20 protein-coding genes and 1 pseudogene are annotated in these 15,346 nt (G+C 58.0%); 18 read left to right on the forward strand and 3 right to left on the reverse strand.

Annotated features, from left to right (window positions below):
* Window positions 1–1,095, reverse strand: a 1,095-nt coding sequence (locus WD823_RS01475; protein ID WP_368427705.1) for a heavy metal translocating P-type ATPase metal-binding domain-containing protein, incomplete at its 3' end; no start/stop codon positions are given.
* 235 nt (window positions 1,096–1,330) lie between these two features.
* Here WD823_RS01475 and WD823_RS01480 point away from each other — a divergent pair.
* The 13 genes and pseudogenes from WD823_RS01480 to WD823_RS01540 all read left to right on the forward strand — a co-directional run bounded on the left by WD823_RS01480 (window position 1,331) and on the right by WD823_RS01540 (window position 9,664).
* Window positions 1,331–1,933 (forward strand): Yip1 family protein, encoded by a 603-nt coding sequence (locus WD823_RS01480; protein ID WP_368427706.1) that lies wholly within the window; start codon window positions 1,331–1,333, stop codon window positions 1,931–1,933.
* Window positions 1,934–2,057: 124 nt separating this feature from the next.
* Window positions 2,058–3,482: a cytochrome-c oxidase, cbb3-type subunit I gene (ccoN, locus tag WD823_RS01485; RefSeq protein WP_368427707.1), complete on the forward strand. Its 1,425-nt coding sequence runs from the start codon at window positions 2,058–2,060 to the stop codon at window positions 3,480–3,482.
* A gap of 7 nt (window positions 3,483–3,489) precedes the next feature.
* Entirely contained in the window at window positions 3,490–4,104 is a 615-nt protein-coding gene (ccoO, locus tag WD823_RS01490; RefSeq protein ID WP_368427708.1) for a cytochrome-c oxidase, cbb3-type subunit II, read from the forward strand.
* Between the two features lies 1 nt (window position 4,105).
* Complete coding sequence (locus WD823_RS01495; RefSeq protein WP_368427709.1) at window positions 4,106–4,285, forward strand: cbb3-type cytochrome oxidase subunit 3; 180 nt, start codon at window positions 4,106–4,108, stop codon at window positions 4,283–4,285.
* A complete protein-coding gene (gene ccoP, locus WD823_RS01500) occupies window positions 4,278–5,207 on the forward strand; it encodes a cytochrome-c oxidase, cbb3-type subunit III (RefSeq protein WP_368427710.1) in 930 nt (309 codons plus the stop codon). The genes WD823_RS01495 and ccoP overlap by 8 nt, the downstream gene beginning before the upstream one ends.
* Window positions 5,208–5,389: 182 nt before the next feature.
* The gene (gene ccoG, locus WD823_RS01505; RefSeq protein WP_368427830.1) at window positions 5,390–6,844 is read left to right on the forward strand and encodes a cytochrome c oxidase accessory protein CcoG; all 1,455 of its coding nucleotides are present in this window, start codon (window positions 5,390–5,392) and stop codon (window positions 6,842–6,844) included.
* Window positions 6,783–7,328 carry a FixH family protein gene (locus tag WD823_RS01510; protein ID WP_368427711.1) on the forward strand — a complete coding sequence of 182 codons (546 nt, stop codon included), beginning with the start codon at window positions 6,783–6,785 and terminating at the stop codon, window positions 7,326–7,328. The genes ccoG and WD823_RS01510 overlap by 62 nt, the downstream gene beginning before the upstream one ends.
* Window positions 7,329–7,583: 255 nt before the next feature.
* Window positions 7,584–8,249, forward strand: a pseudogene (locus tag WD823_RS01515) (sulfite exporter TauE/SafE family protein); the annotation flags it as partial.
* Between the two features lie 230 nt (window positions 8,250–8,479).
* Window positions 8,480–8,782: a hypothetical protein gene (locus tag WD823_RS01520; protein WP_368427712.1), complete on the forward strand. Its 303-nt coding sequence runs from the start codon at window positions 8,480–8,482 to the stop codon at window positions 8,780–8,782.
* Entirely contained in the window at window positions 8,772–8,960 is a 189-nt protein-coding gene (locus WD823_RS01525; RefSeq protein WP_368427713.1) for a hypothetical protein, read from the forward strand. The genes WD823_RS01520 and WD823_RS01525 overlap by 11 nt, the downstream gene beginning before the upstream one ends.
* Window positions 8,961–8,991: 31 nt before the next feature.
* A complete protein-coding gene (locus WD823_RS01530) occupies window positions 8,992–9,237 on the forward strand; it encodes a pilus assembly protein HicB (RefSeq protein ID WP_368427714.1) in 246 nt (81 codons plus the stop codon).
* 11 nt (window positions 9,238–9,248) lie between these two features.
* Window positions 9,249–9,410, forward strand: coding sequence for a hypothetical protein (locus WD823_RS01535; protein ID WP_368427715.1), 162 nt, complete (start codon window positions 9,249–9,251; stop codon window positions 9,408–9,410).
* A gap of 29 nt (window positions 9,411–9,439) precedes the next feature.
* On the forward strand, window positions 9,440–9,664 hold the full coding sequence (locus tag WD823_RS01540) for a BrnA antitoxin family protein (protein ID WP_368427716.1): 225 nt from the start codon (window positions 9,440–9,442) through the stop codon (window positions 9,662–9,664).
* Between the two features lie 12 nt (window positions 9,665–9,676).
* Here the strand turns inward: WD823_RS01540 and WD823_RS01545 are convergent, their stop codons facing one another.
* Entirely contained in the window at window positions 9,677–9,916 is a 240-nt protein-coding gene (locus WD823_RS01545) for a type II toxin-antitoxin system Phd/YefM family antitoxin (protein WP_368427831.1), read from the reverse strand.
* A gap of 106 nt (window positions 9,917–10,022) precedes the next feature.
* On the opposite strand from WD823_RS01545, the gene WD823_RS01550 reads away from it, so the two are divergent.
* From WD823_RS01550 to WD823_RS01570, 5 genes are all read left to right on the forward strand, one after another.
* A complete protein-coding gene (locus WD823_RS01550) occupies window positions 10,023–10,313 on the forward strand; it encodes a type II toxin-antitoxin system RelE/ParE family toxin (RefSeq protein ID WP_368427717.1) in 291 nt (96 codons plus the stop codon).
* A gap of 24 nt (window positions 10,314–10,337) precedes the next feature.
* Window positions 10,338–10,604: a HigA family addiction module antitoxin gene (locus tag WD823_RS01555; protein ID WP_368427718.1), complete on the forward strand. Its 267-nt coding sequence runs from the start codon at window positions 10,338–10,340 to the stop codon at window positions 10,602–10,604.
* A gap of 144 nt (window positions 10,605–10,748) precedes the next feature.
* On the forward strand, window positions 10,749–11,129 hold the full coding sequence (locus tag WD823_RS01560; RefSeq protein WP_368427719.1) for a cyclophilin-like fold protein: 381 nt from the start codon (window positions 10,749–10,751) through the stop codon (window positions 11,127–11,129).
* Window positions 11,130–11,395: 266 nt separating this feature from the next.
* The gene (locus WD823_RS01565; protein ID WP_368427832.1) at window positions 11,396–12,352 is read left to right on the forward strand and encodes a XamI family restriction endonuclease; all 957 of its coding nucleotides are present in this window, start codon (window positions 11,396–11,398) and stop codon (window positions 12,350–12,352) included.
* A 5-nt stretch (window positions 12,353–12,357) separates the two neighbouring features.
* The gene (locus WD823_RS01570; RefSeq protein ID WP_368427720.1) at window positions 12,358–13,956 is read left to right on the forward strand and encodes an N-6 DNA methylase; all 1,599 of its coding nucleotides are present in this window, start codon (window positions 12,358–12,360) and stop codon (window positions 13,954–13,956) included.
* A gap of 46 nt (window positions 13,957–14,002) precedes the next feature.
* On the opposite strand, the gene WD823_RS01575 is transcribed toward WD823_RS01570, so the two are convergent.
* Window positions 14,003–15,343 (reverse strand): DUF5677 domain-containing protein, encoded by a 1,341-nt coding sequence (locus tag WD823_RS01575; protein ID WP_368427721.1) that lies wholly within the window; start codon window positions 15,341–15,343, stop codon window positions 14,003–14,005.
* Window positions 15,344–15,346 lie beyond the last annotated feature (3 nt).

Raw genomic sequence — 15,346 nt, forward strand, 5'->3', positions numbered from 1 at the left:
GGATGTCCAGTGGACATCCGCGCCGTCGAACGGGTGCGCAGGATGTTCGCGCACCCCGGCAGGAACTGATAGGGATGAGGGGGAGAAACTGGCAACTTCGATGATACGCGTGGCCGTGGCCGGCGTGGCCTGCACCAGGGCCTCCGAGGCCTCGGAAGCGCGTTTGTGCGCCGCCAGCTCGAAGTAGCGCGCGCTCAGCAGGAAAAACGCGAACATGCACACCGAGTCGTAGTAAACCGTGCCCTCGCCGGTGACGGTGGTCCACAGGCTCGCCAGAAACGCCGCGCCGATGCCGAGCGACACCGGCACGTCCATGCCGGTGCGCCAATGTTTCAGATCGCGCCACGCCGAACGGAAAAAGGGTTGCGCGGAATAGAGCAGGACCGGCAGCGTCAGCAACAGGCTGATCCAGTAAAAGAAACGCCGATACTCCTCTTCCACGCCCGACCAGTCGCCGACATACAGCGCCACCGAGAACGTCATGACCTGCATGCCGAAGACGCCGGCCACGCCCACGCGGCGCAGCAACTGGCGCCGGTCATTTTCGAGCTGCTGCTGGTAGCGTCCCGGATCGAACGGATGCGCCAGGTAGCCGATGCGGCTCACTGCCTGCAGGATGTCGCTCAGGTGCACGCGGCGCTCGTCCCAGCGCACGCGCGCCCGGTGCGTGGCGTAATTGATGTGCACCTCCAGCACGCCGGGCACATGCGCCAGATGGCGTTCGTTGAGCCACACGCAGGCGGGGCAGGTGATGCCTTCGAGAATCAGCGCCGCCTCGCGCACATGCCCGCCCTCGGCGCGCACGAAGCTTTTCTGGATTTCGGGGAGGTCATACAGCGCGGTCTGGCGCAGGAATTCCGGCACAATCTCGCGCGCCGTCGGCGCATCGGCGGTCCGGAACTTGTAATAATCGCCCAGACCCCCGTCAACGATGGCCTGAGCCACCGCCGCGCAACCCCGACAGCACATGGGCTGGCTTACTCCGTCAATGGCGACGGTAAAATCCGTTCCCGTCGGCACCCGCAGTCCGCAATGAAAACACGCGGCCGTATCGGCGTGTTTGGCGGTGGGCGTCAGCATGACGGGCGTGGACATGGGTGGTCAAGGAATTGCCAGATAGGGCAAGGGCCATTCTATATGATTGCCCTCACCGCGCGACGCCACGACCCATGATAGCGGTGCACGGTCGGCAGAACACAAGATAATTCGCGATAAATTTTTTTGTTTAGCGGAATACTGGGCCATTAAGGCGAGTTTGCGTCGTTGACGATCTTAGCGGTTTGCAGGAGACTTGACCGCACCCATTTATAAGAGACGGCGGGGGAGAAACATGGTTCTGAGTCACGTGTGGGGTCTGTTGGCGCATCCGGAGAAAGAGTGGAAAGCCATCCGGAAAGAAAGCCGCACGATTGGCAAGAGTTACAGCTCCCACGTTTTGCTGCTCGCGGCGATTCCCCCGGTTGCCGGGTATATCGGAACCACCCAAGTTGGCTGGCAGGTGGTCTCGCGCGAAGTGCACAGACTGACGCCGGAGAGCGCGCTGTGGATCGCGATCCTGTCTTATCTCACTATATTGGTGGCGGTCTTTACCATCGGCAAGTTGATCCACTGGATGAGCCGGACCTACGGCGCCAGGCAGACGCTGCCGCACTGCATCACGCTGGCAGCGTACACCGCGACACCGCTGTTCCTTTCGGGGATCATGCTCCTGTACCCGGTGCTGTGGCTGAACCTGCTGATCGGTTTGCCGGTGCTCGGGTATACCGTGTATCTGCTGTACACCGGCTTGCCGATCGTCATGGGCATTCCCGCGGAGCGCGGCTTCCTGTTCTCCACCGCGGTGCTGGCCGTGGGACTGGTGACGCTGGTGGCGGTGCTGGCGGCCACGGTCATTCTCTGGGACATCGGCGTCGGGCCGGTTTTCGCCGGCTAGGTTTTGATCTGCGTCAACGAGAACCGGCCGCATCCATAGTAGTTTCACCGCCGGGCCGGTGCGGCGATGCCGCGGCAATTTTCAACGTAAGCATCGAATTCGGACACTGAACAGCGGGAGAATCATGGCCGCCCAACAGGAGACGTACAACTACAGGGTCGTCCGGCAGTTCGCCATCATGACCGTCGTGTGGGGCATCGTCGGCATGCTGGTGGGCGTATTCATCGCGGCGCAAATGGCCTGGCCGGCACTCAACTTCGACATTCCCTGGCTTACCTTCTCGCGCCTGCGCGCGCTGCACACCAACGCGGTGGTGTTCGCCTTCGGCGGCTCGGCGCTGTTCGCGACCTCGTATTACGTGGTGCAGCGCACCTGCCACGTGCGGCTGTTCAGTGACGGACTGGCGGCTTTCACCTTCTGGGGCTGGCAACTGGTGATCGTGTCGGCGGCCGTCACGCTGCCGCTCGGCATCACCACCACCAAGGAATACGCCGAGCTCGAATGGCCGATCGATATCCTGATCACCGTGGTGTGGGTCGCCTACGCCGTGGTGTATTTCGGCACGCTCGTCAAGCGCCGGGTAAGTCATATCTACGTGGCCAACTGGTTCTTCGCCGCGTTCATTCTCACCATCGCCGTGCTGCACGTGGTCAACAGCGCCGCACTCCCGGTTTCCTTCTGGAAGTCCTATTCGGCCTACGCCGGCGTGCAGGACGCCATGGTGCAATGGTGGTACGGCCACAACGCCGTCGGTTTCTTCCTGACGGCGGGATTTCTCGGCATCATGTATTACTTCATTCCCAAGCAGGCGGAACGGCCGGTGTATTCCTATCGCCTGTCGGTGGTGCACTTCTGGGCGCTGGCCTTCACCTACATCTGGGCCGGGCCGCACCACCTGCACTACACCGCGCTGCCCGACTGGACCCAGTCGGTCGGCATGGTGTTCTCGCTGATCCTGCTGGCGCCGTCCTGGGGCGGCATGATCAACGGCATCATGACGCTCTCCGGCGCGTGGCAGAAGCTGCGCACCGATCCCATCCTCAAGTTCCTGATCGTGTCGGTGTCGTTCTACGGCATGTCCACCTTCGAAGGCCCGATGATGTCGATCAAGACCGTGAACGCGCTGTCGCATTACACCGACTGGACCATCGGCCACGTGCATTCGGGCGCGCTCGGCTGGGTCGGCATGATCTCCATCGGCGCCATGTACTTTTTGATACCGCGCCTGTTCGGGCGCCCGATCTTCAGCGTCAAGCTCATCGAGACGCACTTCTGGATTGCCACCATCGGGATTGTTCTATACATCTCGGCCATGTGGATCGCGGGCGTGATGCAGGGCCTGATGTGGCGCGCGGTCAATGCCGACGGCACGCTCACGTACAGCTTCGTCGAGTCGATCCAGGCGATGCATCCGTTCTACGTGGTGCGCACCCTGGGCGGCGTGTTCTTCCTCGCCGGCATGCTGATCATGGCGTACAACCTGTGGAAGACCGTTGCCGGGGCGAAACCGGTTACAGCGACCATCCCGGCGCCGGCGGGCGCGCGTTGAGGGTGACATGACCACCGGTCACGACAAAGTCGAAAGGAACGTTGGCCTCCTGATCGTTATCACGGTCATCGTGGTCGCGATCGGCGGCGTGGTGGAAATCGTGCCGCTGTATTTCCAGAAATCCACGACCGAAGCGGTGGCGGGATTAAAACCCTATCCACCGCTGCAGCTCGAGGGACGTGATATCTATATCCGCGAATCCTGCATGGTGTGTCACTCGCAGATGATCCGTCCGTTCCGCGCCGAGACCGAGCGTTACGGCCATTACTCGGTGGCCGGCGAGTTCGTCTACGACCGGCCGTTTCAGTGGGGCAGCAAGCGCACCGGGCCGGACCTGCATCGCGTCGGCGGGCGTTACTCGGACGAGTGGCACCGCGTGCACCTGATCAACCCGCGCGACGTGGTCCCGGAATCCATCATGCCGGGTTACCCGTGGCTGGCACGGAACAAGCTCGATCCGGCGTTGATCAGGAAGAAAATGCAGGTGTTGCGCACGCTCGGACATCCCTACACCGACGAAGCAATCAAAAACGCCCCCGCCGAACTCGAGGGCAAGACCGAGATGGACGCCCTCATCGCTTACCTGCAGGGGCTCGGCACCAGCATCAAGCAAAGGAGATGACATGAGCCCGGCGATGTTTCATTCCCTGTGGACGGTACTGCTGGTGATCCTGTTCATCGCCATCGTCATCTGGGCCTTCAGCGCGGGGCGCAAGCAACGCTTCGACGCCGCGGCGCGCATGCCGCTGGAAGACGAGGATTCGGCGCCGGGCGATTCCGCCGGAGAGAGGAAACGTGGCTGATTTCACCAACAGTTTCTGGAACGGGTTCATCATCGTCCCGGTGGTCGTCGGCATCATCGCCATGTTCTGGCTCAACCGCTGGATGACCGAGCCCCGGCGCAAGGAATTCCACAAACCCAGGACTATGGGGCACGTGTGGGACGAGGACCTACACGAGCTGAACAACCCGCTGCCGCGCTGGTGGTTGAACCTGTTCTACATCACGTTGGTGTTCGGCATCGGTTATCTGGTGCTGTATCCGGGCTTGGGAAACTTTGCCGGGGTGCTCGGCTGGACGCAGGAGGGCCAGTATGCCAGGGAGATCGCCGAAGCCGACAAGACCTTCAATCCCCTGTATGAAAAATATTTGCGGGAGGATCTCATGGTGCTCGCCGCAGACCGCCAGGCGCTCAATACCGGCGAGCGCCTGTTCGTGAATTACTGCACCACCTGCCACGGCGCCGATGCACGCGGCGTGCCGGGCATTCCCAATCTGCGCGACGAGGACTGGTTGTACGGCGGCGACCCGCAAACTATCAAAACTTCGATCATGAACGGCCGCAGCGGCGCCATGCCGCCGTGGGGCGCGGTGCTGGGACCGGAAGGCACGGCCAATGTCGCCGAATACGTGCTGCAGCTGAGTGGTCGCAGCGTGAATGACACCGTGGCCGAGAGTGGCAAGGCCAAATACCAGCAGCTGTGCGTGGCCTGCCACGGGGCGGACGGCAAGGGCAACCCTGCCCTGGGGGCGCCCAACCTGACCGACAACATTTGGCTCTACGGCGGATCGAAGCAGGCCATCATGCAGAGCATCGACAAGGGCCGCTCCGGCCGGATGCCGGCGCATGCCGAATTCCTCGGCGAGGCCAAGGTGCATTTGCTCGCCGCCTACGTCTACAGCCTGTCACATCCCGCCCCGGAGAGCCGAGCGGAGAAACCTTGAAAGCGAAACCGCCAGCCGACGCACCGGAGCGGGAGGAAAAAGACAAAAGCGGCGCAGAAAAAAAACAGCAGCGCAACGTCTCATCGGTCGAACCGCAGGCCAGGACCGCCTTCGCGGGTGACGACCCGCGTGCCAGCAAAACACCGCGCAAGCCGGGCACAACTCCGAAACGGATCATTCCCGTGGCCGCGGCCGATGCCGTTACCGAGGAGCTGTACGCCAAGCGCGAGCGCGTCTACCCGCGCGAGGTGCACGGCATCTTTGCCAACCTGCGCGTGGCCATGGTCGGGTTCACCCTGAGCCTCTATTATTTTCTCCCGTGGTTCAACTGGGGCGAGGGCCGACAGGCCTTCCTGATCGATCTCCCCAACCGCAAGTTCCACCTGTTCGCCTGGACCTTCTGGCCGCAGGACCTGTTCTATCTCACGGCCATCCTGGTGCTGTCGGCGCTGTCGCTGTTCCTGTTCACCGCCATCGCCGGGCGCGTGTGGTGCGGCTTCACCTGTCCGCAGACGGTGTGGACCGAGGTGTTCCTGTGGATCGAGCGGAGCATCGAGGGCGACCGCCCGATGCAGATGAAGCTCGCGCGCCTGCCGTGGAACCATCGTGAGAAGCTGGTGAAGAAGGGCGCCAAGCATTTCGTCTGGATCCTGTTTTCCCTGTGGACCGGCTACACCTTTGTCGGTTATTTCACGCCCATCCGCGAGCTCGCGTTGTCGTTCACGCAGTACTCGCTCGGTCCGTGGGAAACCTTCTGGATCCTGTTCTACGGTTTCGCTACTTACGGCAACGCCGGCTGGCTGCGCGAGCAGGTGTGCCTGTACATGTGCCCGTACGCGCGCTTCCAGGGCGCGATGTTCGACCGCAACACGCTCATCATTTCGTACGATCCCGCGCGCGGCGAGCCGCGCGGCGCGCGCGCGCGTTCGGAGGACCCGAAACTGACGGGCCTGGGCGACTGCATCGACTGCACCCTGTGCGTGCAGGTCTGCCCCACCGGCATCGACATCCGCAACGGCCTGCAGATCGGCTGCATCGCCTGCGCCGCGTGCGTGGACGTGTGCGATTCGGTCATGGACAAGATGGTCTATCCCAGGGGGCTGATACGCTACACCAGCGAGAACGCGCTCGAAGGCAAGCCGGTGAAATTGCTGCGCCCGCGCGTGCTGGTCTACGGCGGCTTGCTAACGGCGATTGCCGTGACCTTGATCGTCGCGGTATTGTTGCGCGTGCCGCTCAAGCTCGACGTGCTGCGTGACCGCAACGCGCTGTATCGCGAAACGGTCGAGGGCTTGATCGAAAACACCTACACCCTGAAGATCATGAACATGGACAACACCGCCCATAGCTACACCCTCAGCGCGCGCGGGATCGAAGGGTTGCGGTTGCGCGCCGACCGACGCGAAATCGCGGTCGCTGCCGGCGCAGTGGCGGAGGTCCCGGTCAGCCTGCAGGCGGATCGTGAGCACTTGATGCAGCGCAGCGTCCCGGTTTATTTTCAGCTCGAATCTAGCGACGTGGACGGCATCAGCACGGTACAGACAGCTCGCTTCCTCGGCCCGGAGGAAGACGAACATGAAGATGAGCATGAAGCAGAGCGTGAAAGGGAGCATGATGGCGCGCATGAAAGAAGATAACCGCTGGTACCGCGAGCCGTTCGTATGGCTGCTGATCGCGTTTCCGTTCACGGCCGTGATTGCGGGCTTCGTCACCCTGGGCTTGGCCATATCATCGGACGACGGGCTGGTGGAGGATGACTATTACCGCCGCGGCAAGGAAATCAATCGCGTGCTGGCGCGCGATCAGGCCGCGGCGGCCCGTGGTCTGGAAGGCCGCGTCGAGCTTAATGATGCGCAGCATCAATTACTGATCCGGCTCACCGCCCGCGCGCAGGCCACGATCCCGGACAATGTCGAGCTTAAATTTTTGCACGCCACGCGCTCCGGCATCGACCGGATACTGGTTCTCGCGCGCCAATCCGACGGCAGCTATCGCGCGCCGCTGCCGCAACTGGCGCAAGGCCACTGGAACGTGCAGCTTGCGGCGCAGGACTGGCGTCTGGTCGGGTCGTTCCACGTGCCCGGCGAACGCGGTCTCGACCTTCGCCCGTCGCTTCCTTAAGAAAAATTAGACAGGATTTACAGGTTTAAAAGTTTCTGAAAAAGTCCGAAAAACATCCTAGCCCGTCATTCCGGCGGAAGCCGGAATCCAGCATATTAATGAATTCATTATTTTTAATTTCCTGGACCCCGGCCCCCGGCTTACAACATGCCGGGGCAGGCTTCGCTGGGGTGACGATGCGTTTTTCAGCAATCCACCAAAAGAGTGCTGAGAAAAAATCCTGTTAATCCTGTAAATCCTGTCCATTCATCTTCCATGCCCACGGAAATCACCCTCGTCTCGGCCTTCCTCGTGGGCCTGCTGGGCTCGGTGCATTGCCTAGGCATGTGCGGCGGCATCGTCGGCGCGCTCACGCTCGGCCTGCACGAAGACATCCGCCGTTCTCCCGCGCGTCTCATTCCCTATCTCCTCGCGTACAACACCGGACGCATCGCCAGCTATGCCGTCGCCGGCGCGATCGTGGGATTCCTGAGCGCGCAGATATTGCAACTTTTCCCGCCGGCACAAGCGCACCTGGCGGCGAAAATCATCACCGGCGGCTTCATGATCGCGCTCGGCCTGTATCTCGCCGGTTGGTGGCCGGGCCTTTCAGCGCTGGAGCGTCTCGGCGGAAAACTCTGGGTGCGCATCGAGCCGCTCGGCCGGCGCTTCCTGCCGGTGAATCACCCGGCCAAGGCGCTCGCGCTCGGTCTGGTGTGGGGCTGGTTGCCCTGTGGGCTGGTGTATTCGGCGCTCGCTTGGTCGCTGGCGACGGGCGATGCCGCCCACGGCGCCTTGCTGATGCTGGCCTTCGGTTTGGGCACGCTACCGATGCTGTTCGCCATGGGCGCTACCGCGCGCTGGCTGGGGAATGTGGTGCGTCTCGTCTGGGTGCGCCGCGGCGCGGGTGTATTGATCCTGCTGTTCGGCGTGTATACCCTGGCGGCACCGGGCGGGCATGCCGGCCATGGTGGCGAGCATGCAGACCATAACCCCTCGGCACATTTGCCCATGTCCGCCGCCGCTTTTGTAAGTATTGGAATCTTTAGACAAAGGCATTTATCCGTCAGGTTTCAATACAACAATGTGTTGTGATATAAAAACTCCAAGATCGTTAAAACAAACATATCAAAGAGGGTAGCAATCTTCGCTTATTACAGGAGGTTGCACTTATGTCTGAAAAACCGCTAACCACCGTACGTATCAAAATCCAAACCCGCAGCGACGGGACCGTCTATATATCCAGTGACGATATGCCCGGTTTGTGGTTGTGGGGCAAGGATCATGACCAGTTGTTCCGAAGCATAGTTCCCACCATCGAAGAGCTCTACAAACTTAACGAAGGTCGGACGGTAAAGGCGCGCGAGGCGCCGCCCTCCCGGTTTGCACGTTGGTTCGCACAGGAAAAGATAAATGACAAATACGAAATTTATCCTGTCGCTCAACTGAACGAGCAAACGGTCCATGGTAGATAAACCGTGGAGTGATAAAAAACTCACAAAAGGGCAGATCGAGCAGCGACTTGAATCGTTGCGCTGCAAGTTCATCAAAGAGCATTTTCCCGGCTCAGCTCTCTGGCAAGTCCCAACCGGCCAGTATTTCTCTGTTTCCTACGATGACTGCGCCGTGGAGGAAGCTAGAACAAAGTCATGACCCCGGCAGCGCTGCTAAAGGAGTTAAAGAAATGAGCAAGAAAACCTACCCGCTCAAGCTGCCCAGTTCCATAAAGAACGCGGCAGCCGATCTGGCCAAGCTTGATGGGGTTTCATTGAATCAGTTCATCGCTGCCGCCGTGGCCGAGAAGGTCGGTACGCTGCGCGGTGCGCGTGATTTCTTGCAGCAGCGGGCCGGTACGGCCAAACCAAAAGATATGCTGAAATACATTCGCCGGGCGCCAAAGGTTCCTCCGGTGAAAGGCGACGAGCGCTAACGGATGGTGACATGAATCACAAGCACAAACGCCCGAAACCATCCCGGGCTGGTTGTCTTATGTGCAAGCCGAACAAGCTCGGAAAGGGCATGGAAAAGAAACTGGGCCATCGAGGGTTCGGGAAACTTCGGGCAGAGGCGGCAGCTAAGCAAGATCTGAGCGATGCCACGTAACCTACTGCTGTACTCGACATGCTCAGTTTATGAGAACTGAATACGAATTCTCGGAAGGCAATCGAGGCGCCCTGATACCGTCGAAAGGCAAGACGCGCACCACCATTTATATCGATAACGCGGTACTTGCTGAGTTTCGTGCGCGAGCCGAGCGTGCGGGAACGGGCTACCAAACGATGATGAATAAAGCGTTAAAGATTTTCCTGGAAATAAACAGGAGGCGCGGCAGAAATCAGGCTGGTATTCCGAAGTGACATTTAATCCGCTTAAAGATCTTCAAGCTTAATCCCTCGCCCAGCGCGAAGGCTGGCACGAGCGCTCTCGATGCGCTTGAGAAAGCGCGGATCGTTCTCTAGTCGAAAATCGAACCATTCATCCTCCGATTCAAACCCGATTAACACTCCGGCGGGCTTGCCGTGACGGGTAATGACGATCTGTTCCTTCTCGGCCTCCTTGAGGTAACGCGAAAGATCATCCTTGACCTCGGAAAGGGGAACTTCCTTCATTCCGGATTTGCGAATTGTGCGAGCCATGATGTTGCCTCCGATTTCGGGACGATGGCCAATATCTCAACGGCTTGCAAGATTATCATAATATGATAACATCAAAACAATGATCGAGAGCTTTGGCAATCGGCTTGCCGAAGATTTATTCTATGACAAAACCTCGAAAGAGGTGCGCCAGTTTCCACCGGAACTGAGGCGCGCAGCACGGCGAAAATTACTGTATTTGCATGATGCCGCGGAACTCGTGGACCTACGCACCCCACCGGGTAACCGGCTGGAGGCAAAGAAGGGACGACTCGCCAGTTACTACTCGATCCGAATCAATGACCAGTGGCGCATTTTGTTCCGGTGGGAAGGCGGGAATGCCAAAGATGTTCAGGTTACCGATTACCACTGAATCCGGTGTGCAGGAGTGTTATCGATGAGACAACCCAAGAATCCATTCCACCCCGGCGAGATTCTCCTTGAGGAGTTTCTCAAGCCGGCGGACATCACCCAGATGGCGTTCGCCAAGAAGATCGGCTGGACTCGCGCGCGCCTGAACGAACTCATCAAGGGCAAGCGCGGCATCACGGCCGAAGCGGCGTTGGACTTGGCCAAGGCGCTGGGAACTTCCGCGAAACTCTGGATGAATTTGCAGGCGACCTACGATCTCGATCAGGCGAGGAAGCGGCGTAAGGCCGCATAAGATAAATAAAATCAGACAGGATTTACAGGATTAAAAGACAGGATTAAGAAGATTTCTTAAATTCTAAAAATTCTTAATCCTGTGAATCCTGAAAAATCCTGTTAATCTTGTGAAATTTATTTTGTTGGAGACTTTTAAAGAAGAATGTCCGCGCGCCAAATCAAAATGACCATCGGTTCCGTGGTGCTCGAGGCCGAGCTGCTGGACACGCCCACGGCGGAAGCGATCTGGAATGCGCTTCCCTTCACCTCCAAGGCGAACACCTGGGGCGAGGAAGTTTATTTCTCCACGCCGGTGAAGGTGAAACGCGAGCCCGACGCCCGCGACGTGGTGCAGCCGGGCGAGCTCGCCTTCTGGGTGGAAGGCGATTCCATCGCGATCGGTTTCGGCCGCACGCCCATCTCCCGCGGCGATGAAATCCGCCTTGCGGCCCGGACCAATATCTGGGGCAAGGCCAAGGGCGATGTGAAACAGCTCAAGTCGGTGAAATCCGGCGCGGCGATCAAGGTGGAGAAGGTCGGTTAGGTCCTGCATGAGTTTGGAGAGCGCAGGTCGGAAGTTTACAATGGATAGAAATTTAGGGGTACGGTCAATGCTTTCGCTCAAACGAAAATCCAAGGTGGTTGCCTCAACTCCATTCTCGGAGTTCATCCGCAACGCTTCTTCCGCCGAGAAGAAACGCGTCTACAAGCTTGTGCTGAAAAAATCTTCAGAGAGCCAGAATCGGCTTCTGAGACGGGTTGTCTCTATCAAACCGGATTGCCAGTAATTTTGAACGAATCGAATTCATGATGCCCAGACGCATCAACGCCGACAAACCGCATCTCTGGAAGACCGACATTGCAGCTTCTGTTGACCAGTTCAACCAATGGTTCATGCGCTTTGCACCCGTTGCGTTCCGCTCAACACGCGTGAAGACCATCGGGCACGTCAAGGCTGCGCTCATTACCACCCGCAATCTGCGCAGTATCGATACCGCGACGCTCAAGGGTAATCCAAGCGTACTGCCAACGCTCCGCATGTGCACGGCCCCGCCGCTGGCCGTGGACCGCTTGATTGGCTTGGCCGATGCGAGCAAGAATCTTGTCGGTCGCATGGAAGGCGGCAAACTCCCGACCAAACTGAGCGCCGTCGAATTGGATGCGGAATTGACCAAACTGTGCCGCATCATCTCAAAACTGCTGGACCGCGACATCTTCCCGTGGCTGGAGGCGGCGAAAGACCCGACCGAACACGAACGCGACCGAGCTTCAACCATTGTCGCTGACCGCTTATGCAGCGCCGTGGCAAACCCAATTGTCCGCAACGCTCAGGAACAGCGGCAACTAAAGCTCATCGGCGATTGGCTGGACGCACGAGGCTACCGGAAACAAGGCCATCCCAGCGGGAAGCCACTGATCAAAATGGAAACCGGGACGTACACGTTCCGCATGAACCTCCCGGTCGGTAAGGCGCTCAAGGTGAACATCCCGGTTGATGTGGTGATTCAACCCAAGAAGCTGCGCAAGGATCGGTTACCAATTCTGATCGAAGCCAAGTCGGCCGGCGACTTTACCAACACCAACAAGCGGCGCAAAGAAGAAGCCACCAAGATCCACCAGCTTCAAACTGCCTACGGTAAAACAGTGCCGTTCGTGCTGTTCCTCTGCGGCTACTTTGGCAGCGACTACTTGGGTTACGAAGCCGCCGAGGGCATTGATTGGGTGTGGGAGCATCGCATCGACGATCTTGTAAAATTGGGACTTTGAACCACATGATCGCGCACCAATACAACCTGGTTGAAATTCGCCGCCAAGCAATGCAGGCGGATATCGATACGCGTAAGTCAGCAGCGGAACGAAATCGTCTCGGTCAGTTCGCCACGCCAAACACCCTCGCCATTGATATCGCCCGGTATGTCGAATCGCTCATCGTTGAAAGGCGCAAGAGTGAAATTCGCTTCGCCGATCCTTCGATTGGCTCGGGCAGCTTCTTCTCGGCGGCGCTTGCCGTCTTTGGCTCCAAGAGAATGAAGAGCGCCGTGGGGGTCGAACTCGATCCTGCGTTTGCCGATGCTGCCCGCGAGCTGTGGGCCGATGCCGGTCTCAAGGTGGTGCGCGGCGACTTCACCCGCATCGTCACCAACAGCTCGTGCCCGGCCGCGCCCAACGTTGTCATGGCAAACCCGCCCTATGTCCGTCATCACCACATGGACCGCGAGGACAAGGAACGCCTCCAGCGCCTGGCGTTCAAGATGACCGGTGTTGAGGTCAACGGCCTTGCGGGTCTGTACGTCTATTTCCTGCTTCTTGCTACGGCGTGGATGGAGGATGGCGGGATTGCTGCTTGGCTCATTCCGTCGGAGTTCATGGATGTTAACTACGGTGCGGCCCTTAAGTGCTATCTCACGGACAAGGTGACGCTTCTCCGCGCCCACCGCTTCGATCCCGACGATGTTCAATTCGGTGATGCCCTTGTGTCGTCGGTCGTGCTGGTCTTCCGCAAGACGCCGCCCGCTGTGGGTCACGCCGTCGAGTTTACCTACGGTGGCACGCTAACCGAACCGCACGCTCGCGACTTCATCTCGCTTGAACGTTTGCGCGAGTCTCGCAAGTGGACCGTATACCCGAGTCACGCAAAGAACGACCGGCTCACGCTGAGCGACGGGAGCGGCCCGACACTTGGCAACTTCTTCCGCGTCCAGCGTGGCATCGCCACCGGTTGCAATAAGTTTTTTGTCCTCGACCGCGCGGACGCGGAGAGTCGCGGCCTGCCGGACAAGTACCTCCGCCCGATCCTTCCCGGCCCGCGTCACCTTAAGACCACGATCATCGACGCTGACGCTGACGGCTATCCACTCATCGACCGCCAATTGTGTGTGATCGATTGCGACCTGCCCGAACCGATGGTCGAAACCAAGCACCCGGCACTTTGGGATTACCTTCAAACTGCCCAAGCACTCGGCATCATGGACGGCTATCTGATCGGCAAGCGCAGCCCGTGGTACAAACAGGAACAGCGAGAACCCGCCCCGTTCCTCTGCACATACATGGGCCGTGGCTCCGACGACAAGCAGCCGTTCCGCTTCATCTGGAACCGCTCGAAGGCGATTGGAACTAATCTCTATCTTATGCTCTACCCGCAGTACAGCCTTGCGACGATGCTTCGCCGTCATCCCGACCGTGCCAAAGCCGTCCACGCTCTGCTCGGTCAAGTCACCGGCCAGGAACTCCGCGGCGAAGGCCGGGTTTACGGCGGCGGTTTGAACAAGATCGAGCCGAACGAGTTGGCACGTGTTTCCGCAGAATCGTTTGTCGAGCTTTGGCCAGAGCTCAGGTCCGATGTCCAGTCGCAGGGAAAACTCTTCGGCTAAGCCTTAAGAATTGGGGGTAGATCACAGTTTTCGTTAATATTAACGACTATTGTGATCTGACCCCGTTTTCGCGCCTTATATTTTTCCGTCCAAGATATGCCGACCTTGAGATTCGTTTTCTTTGCTTTCTCCGCAGTTTCTTGTGCCCTTCCTGCTCAAGACGCAGTTGAGATTTAATAAACTGCGCCTCTACATTCCGAGAAAGTGCGAGCATTATTCTGGACCAGACTAATGAGTCAAACGAAATACTGAACAGCAGTATATTTGTTGTGATTTGGGCGAAGGAAAAGGCTGCCAATCTTCCTGCCTCTTCCAATCCCGAGCTACTTGGGCCTGCCAAAAGCATCGGTTTGGAGTAAGGCGGGAGTCCTATTCGATAAATCGCTCCTTTTGGTCCTCCATGAATATTGTGGCTGGCAAGTTTGTAGTAAGGGCGAATTTTGCTGAGGCCCACTGAGCGTTCGATATCTGAAAATCTAGGATTTTTCTTACCCAAAGCTTCAGAAGCCCATCCATACTCTTCTAGAAATTTTTCTCCGAAGCGTCGCTTTAGTTTTTGAATATCCTGCTCAAGAGCTTTCAGCTCTCTTTTGGGAATCTCCTCGTAATTCAAAATCGAAGCGTACTGATTATATTGAATCGCACCTCGCCAAGAATCTACCGCAACGTGGGACAAGTATCGTTCTGCAACCTCGTTCCCCTGTTCCCGAATAAACCACGAAACCACGCAGATTTCATGAAGCGTTCGCCACCTCGCTATAGCACCGTCCGCATACCCGCTTAATAGGAGGATCTCGACCTCACGCGCTACTTGAATTGCACGAGCGTGCAATCGTGTAAGCGCATCAACGACAGACAAGTTCTTCTTTCTGAATTTCTTGCGAAGTGACTCATTCAGTTGCTCACCAATTTCTGTGCCCAATGCAACTTCAACAGCAAGCAAATCAAGTGCTTTACCCCAATGAGCATAGAGTCCAGACTCGAAGGAAATCTGTTCAACGCGACGATCTTGAAGACCTTTCTTGGAATTCCGCTTTATTCCTCTCAATAATGATCTCGACAGATCAACCGTGATCTTTGGAAGTGTTTTTTCTATTGTCTCAGAAATTCTGTCTCCGAGGTCCTTAATATCTGCTGGCTCAAGGATTATTTTTATATCTTTGGCGTCAAATTCAGCGTCTCCAGTCTCAATAGAAAGTGAATTGAGACCAGCCAATCCTTCCTTGTTCAATTTATCCTGAACAGCAGATTCAAGTTTGTCGAAATCAAGTTTAGATCTGTCGCCCCCCTGTTTTGCAAATTTATTTGCGATTACGTGAGATAAGATTCGAGCCGGGCGCGTCTGCTCTTTGATCGCTCGAAGCAACGAATTATGTATATCTTTCAAGGA

This window comes from Sulfuricaulis sp. (assembly GCF_040901545.1).
In the GTDB taxonomy this organism is placed as follows: domain Bacteria; phylum Pseudomonadota; class Gammaproteobacteria; order Acidiferrobacterales; family Sulfurifustaceae; genus Sulfuricaulis.

What these genes read in the sequence shown, in the direction of transcription:
- WD823_RS01535 (WP_368427715.1), top strand. Translation starts at nt 9,249, where the DNA reads ATGAATCACAAGCACAAACGCCCGAAACCATCCCGGGCTGGTTGTCTT.
- WD823_RS01530 (WP_368427714.1), top strand. Translation starts at nt 8,992, where the DNA reads ATGAGCAAGAAAACCTACCCGCTCAAGCTGCCCAGTTCCATAAAGAAC.
- WD823_RS01525 (WP_368427713.1), top strand. Translation starts at nt 8,772, where the DNA reads ATGGTAGATAAACCGTGGAGTGATAAAAAACTCACAAAAGGGCAGATC.
- WD823_RS01520 (WP_368427712.1), top strand. Translation starts at nt 8,480, where the DNA reads ATGTCTGAAAAACCGCTAACCACCGTACGTATCAAAATCCAAACCCGC.
- WD823_RS01565 (WP_368427832.1), top strand. Translation starts at nt 11,396, where the DNA reads ATGCCCAGACGCATCAACGCCGACAAACCGCATCTCTGGAAGACCGAC.
- WD823_RS01545 (WP_368427831.1), bottom strand. Translation starts at nt 9,916, where the DNA reads ATGAAGGAAGTTCCCCTTTCCGAGGTCAAGGATGATCTTTCGCGTTAC.
- WD823_RS01495 (WP_368427709.1), top strand. Translation starts at nt 4,106, where the DNA reads ATGAGCCCGGCGATGTTTCATTCCCTGTGGACGGTACTGCTGGTGATC.
- WD823_RS01570 (WP_368427720.1), top strand. Translation starts at nt 12,358, where the DNA reads ATGATCGCGCACCAATACAACCTGGTTGAAATTCGCCGCCAAGCAATG.
- WD823_RS01560 (WP_368427719.1), top strand. Translation starts at nt 10,749, where the DNA reads ATGTCCGCGCGCCAAATCAAAATGACCATCGGTTCCGTGGTGCTCGAG.
- WD823_RS01480 (WP_368427706.1), top strand. Translation starts at nt 1,331, where the DNA reads ATGGTTCTGAGTCACGTGTGGGGTCTGTTGGCGCATCCGGAGAAAGAG.
- WD823_RS01540 (WP_368427716.1), top strand. Translation starts at nt 9,440, where the DNA reads ATGAGAACTGAATACGAATTCTCGGAAGGCAATCGAGGCGCCCTGATA.
- WD823_RS01555 (WP_368427718.1), top strand. Translation starts at nt 10,338, where the DNA reads ATGAGACAACCCAAGAATCCATTCCACCCCGGCGAGATTCTCCTTGAG.
- ccoO (WP_368427708.1), top strand. Translation starts at nt 3,490, where the DNA reads ATGACCACCGGTCACGACAAAGTCGAAAGGAACGTTGGCCTCCTGATC.
- ccoN (WP_368427707.1), top strand. Translation starts at nt 2,058, where the DNA reads ATGGCCGCCCAACAGGAGACGTACAACTACAGGGTCGTCCGGCAGTTC.
- WD823_RS01510 (WP_368427711.1), top strand. Translation starts at nt 6,783, where the DNA reads ATGAAGATGAGCATGAAGCAGAGCGTGAAAGGGAGCATGATGGCGCGC.
- WD823_RS01550 (WP_368427717.1), top strand. Translation starts at nt 10,023, where the DNA reads ATGATCGAGAGCTTTGGCAATCGGCTTGCCGAAGATTTATTCTATGAC.